16 protein-coding genes are annotated in these 17,161 nt (G+C 71.1%); 9 read left to right on the top strand and 7 right to left on the bottom strand.

Features of this window, described 5'->3' with window-relative positions:
- The first annotated feature begins 3 nt into the window (after nucleotides 1-3).
- Together H180DRAFT_RS15170 and H180DRAFT_RS15175 are read left to right on the top strand one after the other, a co-directional pair.
- Entirely contained in the window at nucleotides 4-2,661 is a 2,658-nt protein-coding gene (locus H180DRAFT_RS15170; RefSeq protein WP_175437774.1) for an ATP-dependent Clp protease ATP-binding subunit, read from the top strand.
- Nucleotides 2,662-2,711: 50 nt separating this feature from the next.
- Nucleotides 2,712-2,960, top strand: coding sequence for a DUF4236 domain-containing protein (locus H180DRAFT_RS15175; protein WP_055486593.1), 249 nt, complete (start codon nucleotides 2,712-2,714; stop codon nucleotides 2,958-2,960).
- A gap of 117 nt (nucleotides 2,961-3,077) precedes the next feature.
- Here H180DRAFT_RS15175 and H180DRAFT_RS15180 read toward each other — a convergent pair whose 3' ends face one another.
- The 3 genes from H180DRAFT_RS15180 to H180DRAFT_RS15190 all read right to left on the bottom strand — a co-directional run bounded on the left by H180DRAFT_RS15180 (nucleotide 3,078) and on the right by H180DRAFT_RS15190 (nucleotide 5,237).
- Nucleotides 3,078-3,788 carry a GAF and ANTAR domain-containing protein gene (locus H180DRAFT_RS15180; RefSeq protein WP_055486594.1) on the bottom strand — a complete coding sequence of 237 codons (711 nt, stop codon included), beginning with the start codon at nucleotides 3,786-3,788 and terminating at the stop codon, nucleotides 3,078-3,080.
- Nucleotides 3,789-3,880: 92 nt separating this feature from the next.
- Entirely contained in the window at nucleotides 3,881-4,759 is an 879-nt protein-coding gene (locus H180DRAFT_RS15185) for an Fpg/Nei family DNA glycosylase (RefSeq protein ID WP_055486595.1), read from the bottom strand.
- A gap of 52 nt (nucleotides 4,760-4,811) precedes the next feature.
- On the bottom strand, nucleotides 4,812-5,237 hold the full coding sequence (locus H180DRAFT_RS15190; RefSeq protein WP_055486596.1) for an OsmC family protein: 426 nt from the start codon (nucleotides 5,235-5,237) through the stop codon (nucleotides 4,812-4,814).
- Nucleotides 5,238-5,487: 250 nt separating this feature from the next.
- Here H180DRAFT_RS15190 and H180DRAFT_RS15195 point away from each other — a divergent pair, with 250 nt between their 5' ends.
- From H180DRAFT_RS15195 to H180DRAFT_RS15205, 3 genes are all read left to right on the top strand, one after another.
- The gene (locus H180DRAFT_RS15195) at nucleotides 5,488-6,042 is read left to right on the top strand and encodes a glycoside hydrolase family 25 protein (RefSeq protein ID WP_055486597.1); all 555 of its coding nucleotides are present in this window, start codon (nucleotides 5,488-5,490) and stop codon (nucleotides 6,040-6,042) included.
- Between the two features lie 109 nt (nucleotides 6,043-6,151).
- Entirely contained in the window at nucleotides 6,152-6,574 is a 423-nt protein-coding gene (locus H180DRAFT_RS15200) for a hypothetical protein (protein WP_055486598.1), read from the top strand.
- A 38-nt stretch (nucleotides 6,575-6,612) separates the two neighbouring features.
- The gene (locus tag H180DRAFT_RS15205) at nucleotides 6,613-7,422 is read left to right on the top strand and encodes a DUF1707 SHOCT-like domain-containing protein (RefSeq protein ID WP_079100129.1); all 810 of its coding nucleotides are present in this window, start codon (nucleotides 6,613-6,615) and stop codon (nucleotides 7,420-7,422) included.
- Between the two features lie 39 nt (nucleotides 7,423-7,461).
- Here the strand turns inward: H180DRAFT_RS15205 and H180DRAFT_RS15210 are convergent, their stop codons facing one another.
- The 4 genes from H180DRAFT_RS15210 to H180DRAFT_RS15225 form a co-directional block, all read right to left on the bottom strand.
- The gene (locus H180DRAFT_RS15210; RefSeq protein ID WP_079100137.1) at nucleotides 7,462-9,072 is read right to left on the bottom strand and encodes a CoA transferase; all 1,611 of its coding nucleotides are present in this window, start codon (nucleotides 9,070-9,072) and stop codon (nucleotides 7,462-7,464) included.
- 157 nt (nucleotides 9,073-9,229) lie between these two features.
- The gene (locus tag H180DRAFT_RS15215; protein WP_055486600.1) at nucleotides 9,230-10,036 is read right to left on the bottom strand and encodes a DeoR/GlpR family DNA-binding transcription regulator; all 807 of its coding nucleotides are present in this window, start codon (nucleotides 10,034-10,036) and stop codon (nucleotides 9,230-9,232) included.
- Nucleotides 10,033-10,875, bottom strand: a complete 843-nt coding sequence (locus H180DRAFT_RS15220; protein ID WP_055486601.1) for a class II fructose-bisphosphate aldolase — start codon at nucleotides 10,873-10,875, stop codon at nucleotides 10,033-10,035. The genes H180DRAFT_RS15215 and H180DRAFT_RS15220 overlap by 4 nt, the downstream gene beginning before the upstream one ends.
- Nucleotides 10,876-11,117: 242 nt before the next feature.
- Complete coding sequence (locus tag H180DRAFT_RS15225; protein ID WP_055486602.1) at nucleotides 11,118-12,014, bottom strand: SIS domain-containing protein; 897 nt, start codon at nucleotides 12,012-12,014, stop codon at nucleotides 11,118-11,120.
- Nucleotides 12,015-12,424: 410 nt separating this feature from the next.
- On the opposite strand from H180DRAFT_RS15225, the gene H180DRAFT_RS15230 reads away from it, so the two are divergent.
- The 4 genes from H180DRAFT_RS15230 (at nucleotide 12,425) to H180DRAFT_RS15245 (ending at nucleotide 17,143) form a co-directional block, all read left to right on the top strand.
- Nucleotides 12,425-13,597 (top strand): CaiB/BaiF CoA transferase family protein, encoded by a 1,173-nt coding sequence (locus H180DRAFT_RS15230; RefSeq protein WP_055486603.1) that lies wholly within the window; start codon nucleotides 12,425-12,427, stop codon nucleotides 13,595-13,597.
- The gene (locus H180DRAFT_RS15235; protein WP_055486604.1) at nucleotides 13,594-14,619 is read left to right on the top strand and encodes an LLM class F420-dependent oxidoreductase; all 1,026 of its coding nucleotides are present in this window, start codon (nucleotides 13,594-13,596) and stop codon (nucleotides 14,617-14,619) included. Before H180DRAFT_RS15230 ends, H180DRAFT_RS15235 begins: the two co-directional genes overlap by 4 nt.
- A gap of 118 nt (nucleotides 14,620-14,737) precedes the next feature.
- Nucleotides 14,738-15,880: an acyl-CoA dehydrogenase family protein gene (locus H180DRAFT_RS15240; RefSeq protein WP_055486605.1), complete on the top strand. Its 1,143-nt coding sequence runs from the start codon at nucleotides 14,738-14,740 to the stop codon at nucleotides 15,878-15,880.
- A gap of 48 nt (nucleotides 15,881-15,928) precedes the next feature.
- On the top strand, nucleotides 15,929-17,143 hold the full coding sequence (locus H180DRAFT_RS15245; protein WP_055486606.1) for an acetyl-CoA C-acetyltransferase: 1,215 nt from the start codon (nucleotides 15,929-15,931) through the stop codon (nucleotides 17,141-17,143).
- Nucleotides 17,144-17,161 lie beyond the last annotated feature (18 nt).

The following is a 17,161-nucleotide window of genomic DNA, read 5'->3' on the forward strand; positions in this document are numbered from 1 at the left end:
CCAATGACCAGCGGGTACATGGGTCCCCGGGACTTCGGCAGGGACCCGTTCGGAGAGTACATACGGCGCATCCTCGGGGGCGCCGACCCGTCGGGCGGCAGCGGCGGAGGCCGGGACCCCCGCTACTACGACTTTCTCCGTCTGATGAGCGAACCGGCCCGGCAGCTCATCTCCGAAGCGGCCTCGTACGCGGCCCAGCGCGGCAGCAGCGACCTGGACACCGAGCATCTGCTGCGCGCGGCGCTCACCACCGAACCGACCCGCACCATGATCACGCGGGCCGGCGCGGACACCGACACGCTCGCCGAGAACATCGACCGCGAGGTGGGGGAGGGCACGCCACGCAAGTCCATCGCCGTGAGCCCCGCCGTCAAGCGGGCGCTGCTGGACGCCCACGACATCGCCCGCGCGCGGGGTGCCTCCTACATCGGCAGCGAACACGTGCTCATCGCGCTCGCCGCCAACCGCGACTCGGCGGCCGGACAGATCCTGGGCGCGGCCCACTTCGACCCGGGTGCGGCCTCCTCCGGCCCCTTCCCCGGGCATCCGGGTCACCCCGGCCAGCCGGGGCAGCCCGGCCAGGGCGCCCCGCAGTACCCGGGAGGGCAGCCCCCAGGCGCGGAGACGCCCCCCGGCAGGGGCGCCCAGGGCAAGCCGCGTTCCGAGACGCCCACTCTCGACAAGTACGGCACGGACCTCACGGAGATGGCCCGCGACGGGCGCATCGACCCCGTGATCGGCAGGGACGAGGAGATCGAGCAGACCATCGAGATCCTCGCCCGGCGCGGCAAGAACAACCCCGTCCTCATCGGTGAGGCGGGTGTCGGGAAGACGGCCATCGTGGAGGGCCTGGCCCAGCGCATCACCGACGGCGACGTGCCGGACAACCTCCTGGGCCGCCGCGTCGTCCAGCTCGACGTCTCCGGCGTCGTCGCGGGCACCCGCTACCGCGGCGACTTCGAGGAGCGGCTCAGCAACATCATCGACGAGATCCGCGCACGGTCCGAGCAGCTGATCGTCTTCATCGACGAGCTGCACACCGTCGTCGGCGCCGGCGGAGGCGGAACCGAAGGCGGCTCCATGGACGCCGGCAACATGCTCAAACCGCCGCTCTCCCGCGGCGAGTTGCACGTCATCGGCGCCACGACGCTCGAGGAGCACCGCCGTCACATCGAGAAGGACGCGGCGCTCGCCCGGCGTTTCCAGCCGGTCCTGATCTCCGAGCCGAGCGTGCCCGACGCGGTCGAGATCCTCAGGGGCCTGCGGGACCGCTACGAGGCGCACCACCAGGTCCGCTACAGCGGCGACGCGCTGATCGCGGCCGTCGAGCTCTCCGACCGCTACCTGACGGGCCGGTTCCTCCCGGACAAGGCCATCGACCTCCTCGACCAGGCCGGTGCCCGCGTGCGGCTGCGCAACTCCACCCGCGGCACCGACATGAGGGCGCTGGAGCGCGAGGCCGAACGCGTCAGCCGGGACAAGGACCAGGCCGTCGCCGCCGAGGACTACGAGCGCGCCACACAGCTGCGTGACCGGCTCACGGAGCTGGAGGAGGAGATCGGCCGCGGCGAGCGCAAGCAGCACCCCAACGGGCGCATCGCCGAGGTGACCGTCGAGGACATCGCCGACATCGTCTCCCGCCAGACGGGCATCCCCGTCAGCAGCCTCACCCAGGAGGAGCGCGAGCGCCTGCTCGGCATGGAGGACCGGCTGCGCGAACGCGTCATCGGTCAGGACGAGGCGGTCTCCGCCGTGGCCGACGCCGTGCTGCGCTCCCGGGCCGGGCTGGCCAGCCCCGACAGGCCCATCGGCAGCTTCCTCTTCCTCGGTCCCACCGGCGTCGGGAAGACCGAACTCGCCCGCGCGCTCGCCGATTCGCTCTTCGGCACGGACGAGCGGATGGTGCGCCTCGACATGAGCGAGTACCAGGAGCGGCACACCGTCAGCCGGCTCGTCGGTGCTCCGCCCGGCTACGTCGGGCACGAGGACGCGGGCCAGCTCACCGAGACCGTGCGCCGCAACCCGTACTCGCTGCTGCTTCTCGACGAGATCGAGAAGGCGCACGCCGACGTCTTCAACCTCCTGCTCCAGGTGCTCGACGACGGACGCCTGACGGACTCCCAGGGCCGCACCGTCGACTTCACCAACACGGTCATCGTCATGACCAGCAACCTCGGCTCCGAGGCGATCACGGGACGCGGCGCCGTCCTCGGCTTCGGCAGCGGCGACGAGGAGGAAGAGGAGGATGCCCGGCGGGAGCGTGTGCTGCGGCCGCTGAGGGAGCAGTTCCGTCCCGAGTTCCTCAACCGCATCGACGAGATCGTCATCTTCCGGCAGCTGTCCGACGAGCAACTGCGCACCGTCACCGACATGATGCTGGACGAGACCCGGCACCGGGTCCATGCCCAGGACCTCGCGGTGGAGTTCACGCCGGCCGCCGTCGAGTGGCTCGCCAGGCGCGGCTACCAGCCCGAGTACGGGGCGCGTCCCCTGCGCCGCACCATCCAGCGCGAAGTGGACAACCAGCTCTCGCGGATGCTGCTCAGCGGTGAACTGAAACCGCACACCCGGCTGTTGGTCGATGCGGAGGACGAGGAGCTGGTCTTCCGCCCGCAGGGGGAGGTCACCTCGGCCGGTCCGGACGACGGGCGCATGCCGTGAACGATCACGGGCACGAGGGACAGCAGCGGTCCTGACACAAGGAGGCGATCATGCCGCTGACGTTCCGTAAGAGCTTTCAGGTCCTGCCCGGGGTCAAGCTGAACATCAACCGCAAGTCGTGGTCGGTGACCACGGGCGGCAAGAAGGGCCCGCGGCGCACCGTCAACTCCAACGGTCGCCAGACGACGTCGATGGACCTGCCGGGCCCGTTCGGCTACCGGCACACCACCTCCTCCAAGCGCAGCAGCAAGGGGGACAAGCTGAAGATGCTCAGCGAGGCCGTGCGGGGGAAGCACTAGGAGACGGACGAAGATCTTCAAAGGGGCCGCCCGGCTGCCGGCCGGGCGGCCCCTTCGTGCGGTGGGATTTCGCGGCGGCTTTCGACAGCGACCCAGGGGCCTTCGTCGGAGGGACCGCTACGAGCGGGGCTTCGCCCCGGGGACCTCGCCGGTCTCGGTGACCACGCGCACGATCTCGCGCAGCTTGATGTTCCGGTCCTGTGAGCTCTTCTTCAGCACGGCGAAGGCCTGGTTCTCGTCGAGGTGGTAGCGCTCCATCACGATGCCTATGGCCTCGCCGATGCTGTGCCGCGTCTCCATGGCGGCGTTCATCTGGGCGTGCGTACGTGCGCTGGAGAAAGCGACCGCCGCGTGCGAGGCGAGCAGCCAGCCGACGTGCTCGGAGCGCGGCGTGAAGACCTTCGGCTTGGACGAGTAGAGGTCGAGGGCCCCGAGGTTGTCGTCCTCGGTGTAGAGCAGGAAGCCCATCATGCTCCCGATGCCGAGCTTGCGGGCCTCGGGCGCGTACCGGGGCCACCGCTTGACGGTCGTGCTCATGTCCGCGATGCGGTAGACCTCCTTCAGCGTCCGTGCGGCGTCGAAGCAGGGGCCCTCACGGACCTCGCCCTGGATGCGGTCCGAGGCGCGTACCACGTCGCTGGTGGTGGCCAGGGTGCTGACCTGATGGTTCTCCAAGGTCATGACGCCCGCGGCCTCGCAGCCGTCAACCAGCTCCACGGCGTACTCCACGAGCCGGTCGAGGGTCTTCTGCACGGATTCCTGGGCGAGCAGGTCGCGTGCCATATGGGCGAGGCCTGTGGCGAACTCGTCCAGCTCGTCGGCAGACATACCCGTTCCCTCAATATTCGGCATCGGTGGACCCTTCCGTCGCGCCACAGTACGCCCCTCCACAACGGCATTCTGCGGGCCCGGGGCCGCGGCTATTTCAGCAGCCGGGACATGCGCCGGTCGGCGAGCGGCTTCCCGCCGGTCTGGCAGGTGGGGCAGTACTGCAGGGATGAATCACTGAATGAGACTTCCCGCACAACGTCCCCGCACACAGGACACGGTTGTCCTTTGCGGCCGTGGACCCGCAGCCCCGTCTTCTTCTCCGACTTCAGCTTTCCGGCGGCCAGCCCCCGCGAGCGTTCGACGGCGTCCTTGAGCGTGGAGCGCAGAGCGTCGTAGAGCCCGGTGACCTCCTCCTCCGAGAGCTCACTCGCGATCTTGAACGGGGAGAGGCGTGCCGCGTGCAGGATCTCGTCCGAGTAGGCGTTGCCGACCCCGGCGATCACGCTCTGGTCCCGCAGCAGCCCCTTGATCCGGTGGCGCTGCCCCCGCACGAGACCGGCGAAGGCCTCCCGGGTGAAGTCGTCGGCGAGCGGGTCCGGCCCGAGCCGTTCGATGCCCGGCACCTGTGCCGGGTCGTCCACGCAGTAGACGGCGAGGCGCTTGCGCGTCCCGGCCTCGGTCAGATCGAACCCGCCGCCTTCGCCGCCCTGCTCCGGCCCGGTCAGCGACAGCCTCAGAGCCAGCGGCCCCTTGCCGGGGCGGGGCGGCGCCGCCGGGACGGAGTCCCGCCAGCGCAGCCACCCCGCTCGGGCCAGGTGGACGACCAGATGCAGACCTCCCGCGTCCAGATCGAGGAACTTCCCGTGCCGGGAGACTCCCGTGACGGTCCGGCCCTCCAGCGCGGAGGGCTGCGGCTCGTACGTCTTCAGCACGCTGATCGCGACGGGCGTGACGCGCTCCACCGTGCGTCCGGTGACGCGGTCGTCGAGGAAGTCGCGCAGCGCCTCGACCTCGGGCAGTTCGGGCATCTCTCCTCCGCTCCCGTGCGGCCGCGGGCCTCGTGCCCGCCTGCGGCCCGGTTCAGCTCAGCTTGGCGGTCAGCGTGATGGTGGTGCCCGAAAGGGCCTGGGAGACGGGGCAGTTGGCCTTTGCCTCCTCCGCCGCGGCGGTGAAGGAGGCCTCGTCGATGCCGGGGACCTCGCCCTGCACGGTGAGGTGGATGCCGGTGATGCCGGTGCCCGGCTGGAACGTCACGTCGGCCCGCGTCTCCAGCCGCGTCGGGGGCTTGCCCGCGGAGTTGAGCCCGTTGGAGAGCGCCATCGAGAAGCAGCTGGAGTGCGCTGCCGCGATCAGCTCCTCCGGGCTGGTCCTCCCGTTGGGCTCCTCCGCGCGCGATGCCCAGGTGACGGACTGGGTGCCGATGCCGGAGGAGTCGAAGGTGACCTCACCCGACCCCTTCTTCAGGTCGCCGTTCCACACGGTGTGAGCGGTGCGTGTCGTCGCCATCGTCGGACTCCTCGGTCGCGTGTGCGTCTCTGCCAGTGTGCCGGGCGCGCCCGCGGCCGCGCCCGCACCGATCCTCTCCGCCGGGCGCCGCGGGCGGCGGGGGACGCGCCGGAGCAAGCCCCGGGCCCCGGTCGCGTTGCCGCCCCGAGCGCCCGATCGGCGCCCCGCGGCGGCCCGTTCGGGGTACGGTGCGCCGACTTGGGGGTATCGGACTGATGACCGCGCGGCCGGACGGCAGAAGGAGTGCAGGGTGATCAAGGGCGTCGACGTCTCGTCGTACCAACCGTCGGACTACAGCACGAAAGGGCTCGACTTCGTCTTCATAAAGATCACGGAGGGCACGTCGTACACGAACCCGAAGTGGGTCGCGCAGCGCCAGACCGCGCGTGACGCCGAACTCGTCACCGGCTTCTACCACTTCGGCCGCGCCGGGAGCATGAAGAACCAGGCCGACTACTTCATGTCGAAGATCAACCTGGTCAAGGGCGACATGCTCGTCCTGGACTGGGAGGACTCGGAAGTCTCCAACTCGGAGAAGGACTACTTCATCAAGTACGTCCAGGAGGAACGCCCCCACACCAGGGTGCTGCTCTACTGCAACACCAACTTCTGGTTCAACCACGACACGACGTCGTTCGCCGGCGACGGCCTGTGGATAGCGCACTACAACGGCAAACCCGGCAATCCCGGGATCGAGCACCCGTGGCACTTCCACCAGTACACCGACGACCCGATCGACACGAACCTCGCCAAGTTCGACAGCCGCGCCGATCTGCGCGAGTGGACGTACAAGGAGCCCTCGTAGGCGAGGAGTTGGGCTCCAGCCCGCATTCCCTCCCCGCAGGTTGGGCCGCCCCCGGCCCCCGGCAGGCCCTCGCGCGACAGGCGGTGCCGAATGCGGATAACCTCCCGGCATGCCCGAAGCCAACATAAGCGCGCCGACCGAAGAAGAGACGACCGGGGACGGGGCCGCAGAGGTCACCCGTGACGAAGAACCCGGGTCCGCCCCGGGAGCAGAGGGGGACCAGGGGGAGCAGTTGGACCAGGGGGACCAGGGGGAAGGGGACGCGCGTACCGGCCTCACGCCGCGGCAGGCGCGCAGGGTCCGCATCGTCCTCTCCGGCGTCGTCATGGTCGCCGTGGCGGTCGCGCTCGTCGTACGCCTGGGCAGTGCACCCTCGGTGCTCACCGTGGGCTTCTACGGCATCGCGCTCATCCTCTCCGGCACCGCGATCGTGCTCAGCCGCCGTGGCCGCACCCGTGTCGCCACCGGAGTGCTGGTGCTGGGATTCGGGGCCGTCGCCCTGGCCGAGTGGCTTCTCGCGTCCGTCCAGTAGCCGATCCCGGGGGCCACGGCGCGTAATAGGCTGACCACATGAGTGACGAACTCCCCGAAATGCGCGCTTCGGACGCCGAACGGGAGCGCATCGCAGACGTGCTGCGCGATGCGCTGGCCGAAGGGCGGCTCGGCATGGACGAGTTCCAGGAACGCCTCGACAGCGCCTACCGGGCCCGCACACGCGGGGAGTTGGTGCCTCTCGTACGCGATCTGCCGCACCACGGGGACGACGGTGCTTCCGCCGGCCGCTCGCCGGAGAGGCCCGGTGCCCTGGACGATTCGCCGCCCCCGTCGCTCAGCAAGACGCGACGGTGGGCGGAACGGATCGGCGGAAGCGCCACCTCGCGCTGGGGCATCGGCATCATGGGCGGATTCGGCCGCCGTGGCCAGTGGACGGTGCCGCGCGTCTTCACCGCCCTGGGCATCATGGGCGGCGGCGAACTGGACCTGCGGGAGGCCCGGTTCGAGGACCGGAACGTGGTCATCCGCTGCTTCGCGCTGATGGGCGGCTTCAGTGTCACCGTGCCGCCCGGTGTCGGCGTCGAGGTCCGCGGTGTCGGCATCATGGGCGGATTCGACTCCTCCGCCTCCGGATTCGGTGACGCCGACGCGCCGCACGTGGTGATCACCGGCGTCACGATGATGGGCGGCGTCGCCGTCGTACGGAAGATCCCGCGCGAGGAGAAACTGAAGTTGCGCGCCGAGCGGCGCCAGAAGCGGGAGCTGGAGCGCAGGGAGCGACGGCAGGGACGGGACCGCCACCGGCACGGCGGGCCGCACGCAAGCCACCGCGACCACGGGCCCGGCGGCCACGGCCACCGCGGTCACGGCAAGGAGTCCCTGTAGGGCGAACTCGCGGCCCGGCGTGCGGCCGTCCCGCCCTGATCACCACCAGGCAGCGGTGTCCGTGCCGGGCATGCCGGGCGGATGCGGCCAGTCCGGAGGAGACCCGTCGTAGGCGACGGGCGGCAGCGCATAACGCAGGCGTCCCAGCGGGCTGTCCGCCTCGGCCAGCCAGGGAGCGGGATCGACCGGGTCCTGGGCCGCGGCGTCTGCCGCCTCCTCCCGCGCGTACGGTGAGAGCTGCGAGGCCAGCCCGTCGACCAGCCAGTTGGCGGTCTGGGCGAGCGCCAGCCGCACGAGCCTCGCCCCGCGCCCGCCACGCCGCTGCTCGGTCAGGGCCCGCATCACCGCGGCCGCCAGCAGATAGCCGGTGCCGTGGTCGAGGGCCTGCGCCGGCAGGGCGCCCGGAATGCCCTCGCCCGCCTCGTCCCGCTGGCCCTCGACGGTGGCGATGCCGCTCGCCGCCTGCACCAGGCTGTCGAAGCCGCGTCTTCTGTGCCAGGGCCCGTACGCACCCCAGGCGCTGAGCTGGCCCACGACCACTCCCGGCCGGCGGTCCGCCAGCGACTCGGGAGCGAGTCCGAAGCGGTCCAGCGCTCCGGGACGGTAACCGGTGACGACGACGTCCGCCGACGACAGCAGTTCGTCGAACGCCGCCTGCCCGGACCGGGACGAGAGGTCGAGGAGCGCCGAGCGCTTTCCGGCGCCGGTGTCGGCGTGCGTGTCCAGGTTCTCCGGAAGCTGCGGCGCGTCGATGCGCAGAACATCTGCACCGAACAGTGCGAGCGCCCGGGTGGCGACGGGACCTGCGAGGACTCTGGTGAGGTCCAGCACGCGCACCGCGTGCATCGGGCCGTGGCCCGAAGACTCCGGCAGGGTGCGCAGGGGCGCCTGGTCCATGCGGGCCGTCGACAGCAGCGGACGGCGGGAGGACTGCGCGCCCTGAGGATGCACCGCCCACTCCTGCGGCGTGCGCACGGCCACGGCGAGGCCGCCCGCCGCGTGCACCGTCTCCTCGACCTCGGCGGCGTCGCGCTGGGCGAGTTCCGTGGCGAGGATCTCCGCGAGTGTGGTGTCGTCGCGGTCCTCGACGGAGATGCCGAGGGCGGACAGCAGCCGCGTGCGGTGGTGCGGGTAGTTGGCGTGGGTGCGCACCCATCCGTCCGCGGTGCGCCAGAAGCGGGACAGCGGGGAGAACGTCACAGGGGCGCGCCCGTCCGTCCTCAGGTGGCGCCCGCTGGTGAACGAGGTGGCCACCGCGCCGTCGTCGACCTGCACGGACGGAACCGCGAGGGGGCCGCCGTCGCCGGCGCTGCCCGCGCTGCTGCCCGTCCCGGTTGCTCTCGCCCGTACGGACGACAGTTCGGCCGCGGCCAGTGAGCACACCGCGACCGACGCGCGGGCCAGTTCGAGTACGGGCAGCCGGGCCGGCAGCACCGCTCGCCGTGTGTAGGAGACCCTCTCGAGCAGGGCGGCGTCGCCTCCCAGCGCGGCCCAGGCGTGGGCGATGCCCGGAAGACCGGCGTCACCGCCGGGCCCGGCGGTGTCCGCGGGCGCCCGGGCGGGCTCCGTGCTCACCGGGGCGCTGCCGGGGCCGGTCGCCGGGCCGGAGGGGGTCGCTGTACCGACTGCCGCTGAGGAAGATCGTTCCATGCCGGGCATTCTGGCACCGGCCGGGCGTTCTCCCGTGGCAGCGGACTCGCAGGCCCGGCCGCGTCGCCAGGGCGACGCACCCGAGAGGCCGGGTGGGTGCCGGCAGGGCGCGTGCGGCACGCGCATGCCGTGGACCTGCCGAGGGTGTCGGTGGCCGTCAGCCCTCCGCCGCGGACGGCGCCGAGGTCACGACACGCAGGCCCTGGTCGGAGAATTCCCGCCGGGCGGCTTCGTCCATGGACGGGTCCGTCACGAACGTGCCGAAGACCTCCTCCCCGCCGACGCGGGCGAAGCAGCGCAGGCCCAGCTTCGAGGAGTCCGCGACGACCACGGCACGGGCCGCCCGCTCGGCCATGAGCCTGTTGGTGCTCGCCTCGGCTTCGTCGTGGACGGTGCCGCCCCACTGCGCGTCGATGCCGTTCACGCCGATGAAGGCGATGTCCAGCGTGAGCTGCCGCAGAACCATCTCGCTGTAGGGGCCGGTGAGTTCGAAGGAACGGGAATGGGCCACACCGCCCGTCAGCACGATCCTGATCTGCGGCCGGACCGCCAACTCATTGGCGATGTTGAGGGAGTTGGTGACGATCGTCAGCCGCGCATGCGGCCCGGCCTCGGCGAACTCCGGCCGCGTGGCGAGCGACCGGGCGATCTCCGTCGTCGTCGTGCCTCCGCTCAGCCCCACGACGTCGCCCTCCTCCACCATTGATGCCGCCGTCTCGGCGACGGCGTGCTTCCGGGCGGCCTGGTGACCGTTCCTGTACCGGATCGGCAGGTCGTAGGCGACCGGGGCGAGCACGGCCCCGCCCCGGGTGCGCTTGAGCAACTGCTGCTCCGCGAGGGCGTCCATGTCGCGGCGCATGGTCGCAACCGACACCTCCAGGGATGTCGCGGCCTCCGCCACGTCGAGCCGCCCCCGCTCACTCAGCAGCTCCAGCAGGGCGTTCATCCGCTCGTGCCGTTTCATGAAGCCGGGGCTCCCAGCATGCGCAGCAGCCGTTCGGCCTCCCGCGAGACCGCTTCCCTTGCCGGCCCCACGTACTTGCGGGAGTCGATGAGCGACTGACTCTCCGAGAGCGTCCGGCGCACCTCGCCGGTGAACACGGAGACCAGATGCGTGGAGATGTTGATCTTCGTCATGCCGGCGCCGACGGCTGCACGCAGTTCGCCGTCAGGGACCCCTGACGAACCGTGCAGCACGAGGGGCACGGGAAGCCGCTGCCGCAGGGAGCGGATCAGCTCCTTGTCGAGGACGGCCGTTCGCTCCCGCATCGCGTGGGACGAGCCGACGGCGACGGCGAGGGCGTCCACCCCCGTGGCCTCGACGAAGGCGAACGCCTGCTCGGGGTCGGTACGCGCACCGGGGGCGTGCACACCGTCCTTGCCTCCCACCTCGCCCAACTCGGCTTCGACGTAGACCTGTTCGCGATGGCACCAGCCCGTCAGCTCCGAGGTGGTGGCCACGTTCTCCTCGTAGGGCAGAGCGGACGCGTCGATCATCACGGAGCGTACTCCCGCCGAGACGCCCTCCCGCAGCAGCGCGGCGTCGGTGATGTGGTCCAGGTGCACGGAGACGTCGGCCTCGGATGCCTCAGCCAGGGTGAGGGTGGCACGCAGGAGCGGCAGCAGACTCCCATGATATCGGACGCAGTTCTCGCTGATCTGGAGTATGAGCGGCACTTCCGCGCGCTCCGCCGCCGCGACCAGTGCCTCGGCGGTCTCCAGGTGCAGCACGTTGAAGGCGGGAGCGCCGAGACCCGCCGCGCGCGCCGGACCGAGGACGGCATCGGTGGAGACAAGGGGCATGCTGCGGACCTCCGTTGAGGACGGGACAGGGCAGGGACCAAGGCCGGAAGGCAGTGATGATCAGGCAGGAGGATTGGCAGGTGGCAGGTGGCAGGTGGCAGGTGGCAGGAACAACGGCACAGGCGCGGGCAGCGGCCGAAGAAGCGGCGGCGGGAAGCGGCGCGAGACGTAAAGGCCCGGGGGGAGCGGAGGACCGGTCCCGGGCCGGGCCGTCCGTCGGCGCTCGCCGGCCTCCAGCAGCCTCAGCGGGTTTCCAGCATCACCGAACGGGTCAGGCTGCGCGGCGTGTCGGGATCCAGACCGCGCTCACGGGCACGCGCCAGTGCAACGCGCTGCACCAGCACCAGCTCCGCCATCGGATCGCGCCTCCCGTGGTGCACGAACGCGGCCCCCGTGCGGGCCACTTCCTCTCCCAGCCCTTCCGGCGAAGATCCGAAAAGCCAGGTGACGCGCCCGGGGGCGGCGATGGATATGGGCCCGTGCCGGTACTCCATCGCCGGATACGACTCGGTCCAGGACTGCGACGCCTCCCGCATCTTCAGCGACGCCTCGTGCGCCAGCCCGACGCTCCAGCCCGTGCCCAGGAACGTGAACTGCTCGGCGTCCACCCACTCCTGCCGGACCTCGGCCGAGAGTGCCTCCTCGGCGTCCCGCACCGCCGCCGTGATGTCCTCGCCGAGATGCGTCCTGAGCAGCGCGAGCGCGCTCGTGGCGAACCGCGTCTGCACAACGGACTGTTCGTCGGCGAACGGCAGGGCGACCGTCTCGTCCGAGACGGCGGTCGCGGGGGTGTCCGGGTCGCCCACGACGGTGACGGTGGGGATGCGTCCTCGCACCGCTTCCAGCAGACGGAGCACCTCTGTCGTGGTGCCGGAGCGGGTGACGGCCAGCAGTCGGTCGTAGCCCCGGCCGGCACCGAGCATCGCCTCCGATGCTGCGAAAGCGTCCGTCACACCCAGTCCCGCGCTCTCGCGCAGGGCGGCGTACGCCTGAGCCATGAACCAGGACGTGCCGCACCCGACGACCGCGACCCGCTCCCCGGCGCGGGGCAGCGGAGCCCCGGCGGCCAGCTCGGCGGCCGAGTGCCACGTCCCGGGCTGGCTGCTCAACTCCCGTTCCATGTGCGTGGTTCCGCCCATCGACCCCACCTCTCCGCGCCTCCCCGGCGCCTCTCCACCCGGCTGCTCGTTTCCGGAATCCGGCTGGTCCCGTCGTTCGGGCGCTGGTCCGGAGGACCGCCGGGCACTCACGCTATTGCGCGAAGTTGCACTTTTTCACCGGTCTTCAATCAGTATCACGCAGTCGAGCCCCTGGTGCCAGGCCACGTACAGGTGAGCAGTCGTGCCCGATGTTGACGTCCTGAGTGGTTCCTCGGTGCGCTGGCCCGAAGTGCCGCCCGGGAGGCCTGTTTTCCGTGTGGTTTTCCGTGTGGCGCATGCCACGGCGCGGCCGCTGCTCCGCCTGCCGCCCGGGCTTGTGGAATGGGTGACGCGTCCTTAGCATCACCGGTGTTACATCAGTTGTGTCAAAGTGTCAGAGGGCGGGCCAGATGGCAGCAGCGACGTCGTACGGCGAGGGCCCGCTCCGCGGTGTACGCGTCGTGGAACTGGCCGGTATCGGCCCGGGACCCTTCGCGGCGATGGTGCTCGGCGACCTGGGCGCGGACGTGGTGCGCGTCGACCGTCCCGGCGGCGCCGCACTGGGAATCGACCCCGCCGGCGACGTCACCAACCGCAACAAGCGTTCCGTGACGCTGGACCTGAAGGACGCGGACGGCCTCGCGAACGCCCTCGGCCTGGTCGAGCGCGCCGATGTCCTCATCGAGGGCAACCGGCCCGGCGTCGCCGAACGCCTCGGGATCGGCCCGGACGCCTGCCTCGCGCGCAACCCCGCCCTCGTCTACGCACGCATGACGGGCTGGGGCCAGGACGGGCCGCTCGCGCCGCGCGCCGGTCACGACATCGGGTACATCGCCGTGACGGGTGCGCTCGGGATGACCGGTCCCGCCGAGGGCCCTCCGTACGCCGCCGCCAACCTGCTGGGGGACTACGCGGGAGGTTCGCTCTACCTGGTGATCGGTGTGCTGGCGGCCCTCCAGCACGCGCGCACCCCGGGCGGACGCGGCCAGGTCGTCGACGCCGCCATCGTCGACGGCACGAGCCACCTCACGGCCATGATCCACGGGATGCTCGCCGCCGGGGCGTGGCAGGACCGGCGGGGCGCTAATCTGCTCGACGGCGCCGCGCCCTTCTACGGCACCTACGAGACGGCCGACGGCGGTTTCATGGCCGTGGGTGCGCTGGAGCCCAGGTTCTACGGGGAGTTCACAAGGCTCCTCGGTCTCGGCGACGAGGCGCCCGGGCGCGACGATCCGGCCGCCTGGGGGGAGTTGTGCGCCGCCGTCGCGGACCGCTTCAAGACCCGCACGAGGGACGAGTGGGACGAGGTCTTCCGCGATTCGGACGCCTGCGTCGCCCCCGTGCTCTCCCTGCGGGAAGCTCCCCGGCACCCGCATCTGGCCGCCCGCGGAACCTTCGTCGAACACGCCGGAATCACCCAGCCCGCACCGGCGCCGCGCTTCTCCGCGACTCCGGCCGCGGTCTCCCGGCCGCCCGCGCTGCCCGGTGCCGACGCCGCCGATGTGGCCCGCGACTGGCAGCTGCCGGCACTCGCCGGGCCCGCCCCCTCCGACTCCGACCCCGCCAAGGACAGTGACGCATGAAGATCGCCACGCCCCTCCAGTACGCCGACAACCCCCGCACCGCAGCCGAAGAGGTCGTGAAGCTGGAGGCCGCCGGCCTCGACGCCGTGTGGGTCGCCGAGGCGTACGGCTTCGACTCGCCCACCGTCATGGGCTACATCGCCGCCCGCACCGAGCGCATGCTCATCGGCGCGGGCATCCTCAACGTCTACTCCCGCACCCCCGCGCTCATCGCCCAGACCGGCGCCGGCCTGGACGTCCTCTCCGAGGGGCGCGCGCTGCTGGGCCTGGGCGCCTCGGGGCCGCAGGTCGTCGAGGGCTGGCACGGCAAGGCGTACGACAAGCCGCTGGGCCGAACCCGGGAGACCGTCGAGCTGTGCCGGCGCATCTGGCGGCGCGAGGTCATCGACCACCACGGCATCACCGACATGCCGCTGCCTCCCGAGAAGGGCGGCAAGCTGGGCAAGCCGCTGAAGTTCCTCAACCGGCCGCAGCGGGCGGAGATCCCCCTCTACATCGCCTCCCTCGGCCCGGCGAACGTCCGGATGACCGCCGAGATCGCCGACGGCTGGCTGCCGCATCTCTTCGTCCCCGAGAAGGCCAAGCAGGTGTGGGGCACCGCGCTGGCGGAGGGAACCGCGCTGCGCGCACCGGAACGCGGTCCCCTGGAGATCTCCGCGGGCACCCTCCTGGCCATCGGTGAGGACGCGGCGGCCGTCCGGGAGTCCGTGCGGCCCCTGATCGCCCTGTACATCGGCGGCATGGGCGCAAAGGGCAGGAACTTCTACAACGATGTGGCCCGGGCGTACGGTTATGAGGAGGCGGCCGAGAAGGTGCAGGACCTCTACCTCGCGGGAAAGAAGCGGGAGGCGGAGGCCGCGGTTCCCGCCGAGTTCTGCGAGCTGGTCTCCCTCTGCGGTCCCGAGAGCTACGTGCGTGAGCGCGTCGAGGCGTTCCGCGAGGCCGGGGTGACGATGCTCAACGTGACGCCCGTCGGGCCCGACCCGGCCGCTCTGATCGAGAAGGTCAAGAGCTGGCTCTGACGTAGCCGTCGTCCGGTCGGCACCGCGGTCGCCACGGGGTGTGCGACACGGCCCACGGGGTGAACAGGCGAGACGTGAAGAGCGACCACGCGAAGGCCCGAAGGGGAGCACCGACCACATGAAGCGCCAGATCTTCACCGAGGACCACGAAGCGTTCCGGCAGACCGTCCGCACCTTCCTGGCCAAGGAGGTCGAGCCGCACTACGAGCAGTGGGAGAAGGACGGCATCGTCTCCCGCGAGGCGTGGCTCGCGGCCGGGCGCCAGGGTCTGCTCGGTCTCGCCGTCCCCGAGGAGTACGGGGGCGGCGGCACCGCCGACTTCCGGTACGCCGCCGTGCTCGGCGAGGAGTTCGCCCGCGCGGGCGCCGCGGGCATCGCCCTGGGCCTGCACAACGACATCATCGGCCCGTATCTGACGTCTCTGGCGACGGACGAGCAGAAGCGCCGCTGGCTCCCCGGCTTCTGCTCCGGCGAGATCATCACCGCCATCGCCATGACGGAACCCGGCGCCGGCTCCGACCTCCAGGGCATCCGCACGACCGCGGAGGACAGGGGCGACCACTGGGTGCTGAACGGCTCCAAGACCTTCATCTCCAACGGCATCCTCGCCGACCTGGTGATCGTCGTGGCACGTACGAAGCCCGAGGGCGGCGCGAAGGGCCTGAGCCTCCTCGTCGTCGAACGGGGCACGGAGGGGTTCGAGCGCGGCCGCAACCTCGACAAGATCGGGCAGAAGTCGCAGGACACCGCCGAGTTGTTCTTCAACGACGTGCACGTGCCGAAGGAGAACCTTCTCGGCGAACTGCACGGCGCCTTCGTCCACCTGATGACCAACCTCGCGCAGGAGCGGCTGGCCATCGCGGTCGGGGCGATCGCCGGCGCCGAGGAGATCCTCGGGCAGACGACGCGGTACGTGAAGGAGCGGGAGGCGTTCGGACGGCCGCTCGCCAGGCTCCAGCACGTGCGTTTCGAGATCGCCGAGCTCGCCACGGAGTGCGCCGTGACCCGCGCCTTCCTCGACCGCTGCATCGAGGACCACTCGAAGGGCGAGCTGGACGCCGCCCACGCGTCCATGGCCAAGTGGTGGGCGACGGAACTGCACAAGCGCGTCACCGACCGATGTCTCCAACTGCACGGCGGCTACGGCTACATGAACGAATTCCCTGTCGCCCGTGCCTACACCGACGGACGCATCCAGACGATCTACGGCGGCACGACCGAGATCATGAAAGAGATCATCGGCCGTTCGATCCTCGACTGAACCGGCCCCGACCCGCCCGAACCGCCACGCACCGAAAGGCTGCCGATCTTGAGCACCGAAGCGTACATCTACGACGCGATCCGCACCCCGCGCGGCCGCGGCAAGGCCAACGGCGCCCTGCACGGGACCAAGCCCATCGACCTGGTCGTCGGCCTCATCCACGAACTGCGCCGCCGCCACCCCGCAATGGACCCGGCCGCGATCGACGACCTCGTGCTCGGCGTCGTCAGCCCCATCGGGGACCAGGGCTCCGACATCGCCAAGACCGCGGCCATCGCCGCCGGGCTCCCCGACACCGTCGCGGGCGTCCAGGAGAACCGCTTCTGTGCCTCCGGCCTCGAAGCGGTCAACCTCGCTGCGGCGAAGGTGCGTTCGGGGTGGGAGGACCTGATCCTGGCGGGCGGCGTCGAGTCGATGTCCCGCGTGCCGATGGGCTCCGACGGCGGCGCATGGCACATGGACCCCCTGACGAGCCTGGAGACGGGCTTCGTGCCGCAGGGCATCGGCGCCGACCTCATCGCCACCATCGAGGGCTTCTCCCGCCGTGACGTGGACGAATACGCCGTGCGCTCGCAGGAGTTGGCAACCGAGGCGTGGAAGGACGGCCGTTTCGACCGTTCCGTCATCCCCGTGCTCGACCGCAACGGCATGACCGTCCTCGACCGTGACGAGCACATCCGTCCGGGTACGACGGCCGACTCCCTCGCCGGGCTGAAGCCGTCCTTCAAGGACATCGGCGAGATGGGCGGCTTCGACGCGGTGGCGCTGCAGAAGTACCACTGGGTGGAGGAGATCGACCACGTCCACCACGCGGGCAACTCCTCCGGCATCGTCGACGGAAGCGCCCTCGTCGCCGTCGGCAGCGAGGAGGTCGGACAGCGCTACGGGCTGCGCCCCCGCGCGCGCATCCTCTCCGCAGCCGTCTCCGGCGCCGACCCCACCATCATGCTGACCGGGCCCGCGCCCGCCTCCCGCAAGGCCCTCGCCAAGGCCGGGCTGACGGCGGCCGACATGGACCTGGTCGAGATGAACGAGGCGTTCGCGGCGGTGGTGCTGCGCTTCGCCCGTGACATGGAACTGCCGCTGGAGAAGGTCAACGTCAACGGTGGCGCCATCGCCATGGGCCACCCGCTGGGCGCCACGGGCGCGATGCTGCTGGGCACCCTCGTGGACGAGCTGGAGCGCCGCGACCAGCGCTACGGCCTGGTCACCCTGTGCGTCGGCGGAGGCATGGGCAGCGCCACCGTCGTCGAACGGCTCTGACTTTCCGACCGGAGACGG

Source organism: Streptomyces sp. WMMB 322 (genome assembly GCF_900090145.1).
Classification (GTDB): domain Bacteria; phylum Actinomycetota; class Actinomycetes; order Streptomycetales; family Streptomycetaceae; genus Streptomyces.

Excerpts from the sequence above, each read along its gene's own strand:
- H180DRAFT_RS15170 (WP_175437774.1), top strand. The coding sequence starts at position 4 with ATGACCAGCGGGTACATGGGTCCCCGGGACTTCGGCAGGGACCCGTTC.
- H180DRAFT_RS15175 (WP_055486593.1), top strand. The coding sequence starts at position 2,712 with ATGCCGCTGACGTTCCGTAAGAGCTTTCAGGTCCTGCCCGGGGTCAAG.
- H180DRAFT_RS15180 (WP_055486594.1), bottom strand. The coding sequence starts at position 3,788 with ATGTCTGCCGACGAGCTGGACGAGTTCGCCACAGGCCTCGCCCATATG.
- H180DRAFT_RS15185 (WP_055486595.1), bottom strand. The coding sequence starts at position 4,759 with ATGCCCGAACTGCCCGAGGTCGAGGCGCTGCGCGACTTCCTCGACGAC.
- H180DRAFT_RS15190 (WP_055486596.1), bottom strand. The coding sequence starts at position 5,237 with ATGGCGACGACACGCACCGCTCACACCGTGTGGAACGGCGACCTGAAG.
- H180DRAFT_RS15200 (WP_055486598.1), top strand. The coding sequence starts at position 6,152 with ATGCCCGAAGCCAACATAAGCGCGCCGACCGAAGAAGAGACGACCGGG.
- H180DRAFT_RS15205 (WP_079100129.1), top strand. The coding sequence starts at position 6,613 with ATGAGTGACGAACTCCCCGAAATGCGCGCTTCGGACGCCGAACGGGAG.
- H180DRAFT_RS15210 (WP_079100137.1), bottom strand. The coding sequence starts at position 9,072 with ATGGAACGATCTTCCTCAGCGGCAGTCGGTACAGCGACCCCCTCCGGC.
- H180DRAFT_RS15215 (WP_055486600.1), bottom strand. The coding sequence starts at position 10,036 with ATGAAACGGCACGAGCGGATGAACGCCCTGCTGGAGCTGCTGAGTGAG.
- H180DRAFT_RS15220 (WP_055486601.1), bottom strand. The coding sequence starts at position 10,875 with ATGCCCCTTGTCTCCACCGATGCCGTCCTCGGTCCGGCGCGCGCGGCG.
- H180DRAFT_RS15225 (WP_055486602.1), bottom strand. The coding sequence starts at position 12,014 with ATGGGCGGAACCACGCACATGGAACGGGAGTTGAGCAGCCAGCCCGGG.
- H180DRAFT_RS15230 (WP_055486603.1), top strand. The coding sequence starts at position 12,425 with ATGGCAGCAGCGACGTCGTACGGCGAGGGCCCGCTCCGCGGTGTACGC.
- H180DRAFT_RS15235 (WP_055486604.1), top strand. The coding sequence starts at position 13,594 with ATGAAGATCGCCACGCCCCTCCAGTACGCCGACAACCCCCGCACCGCA.
- H180DRAFT_RS15240 (WP_055486605.1), top strand. The coding sequence starts at position 14,738 with ATGAAGCGCCAGATCTTCACCGAGGACCACGAAGCGTTCCGGCAGACC.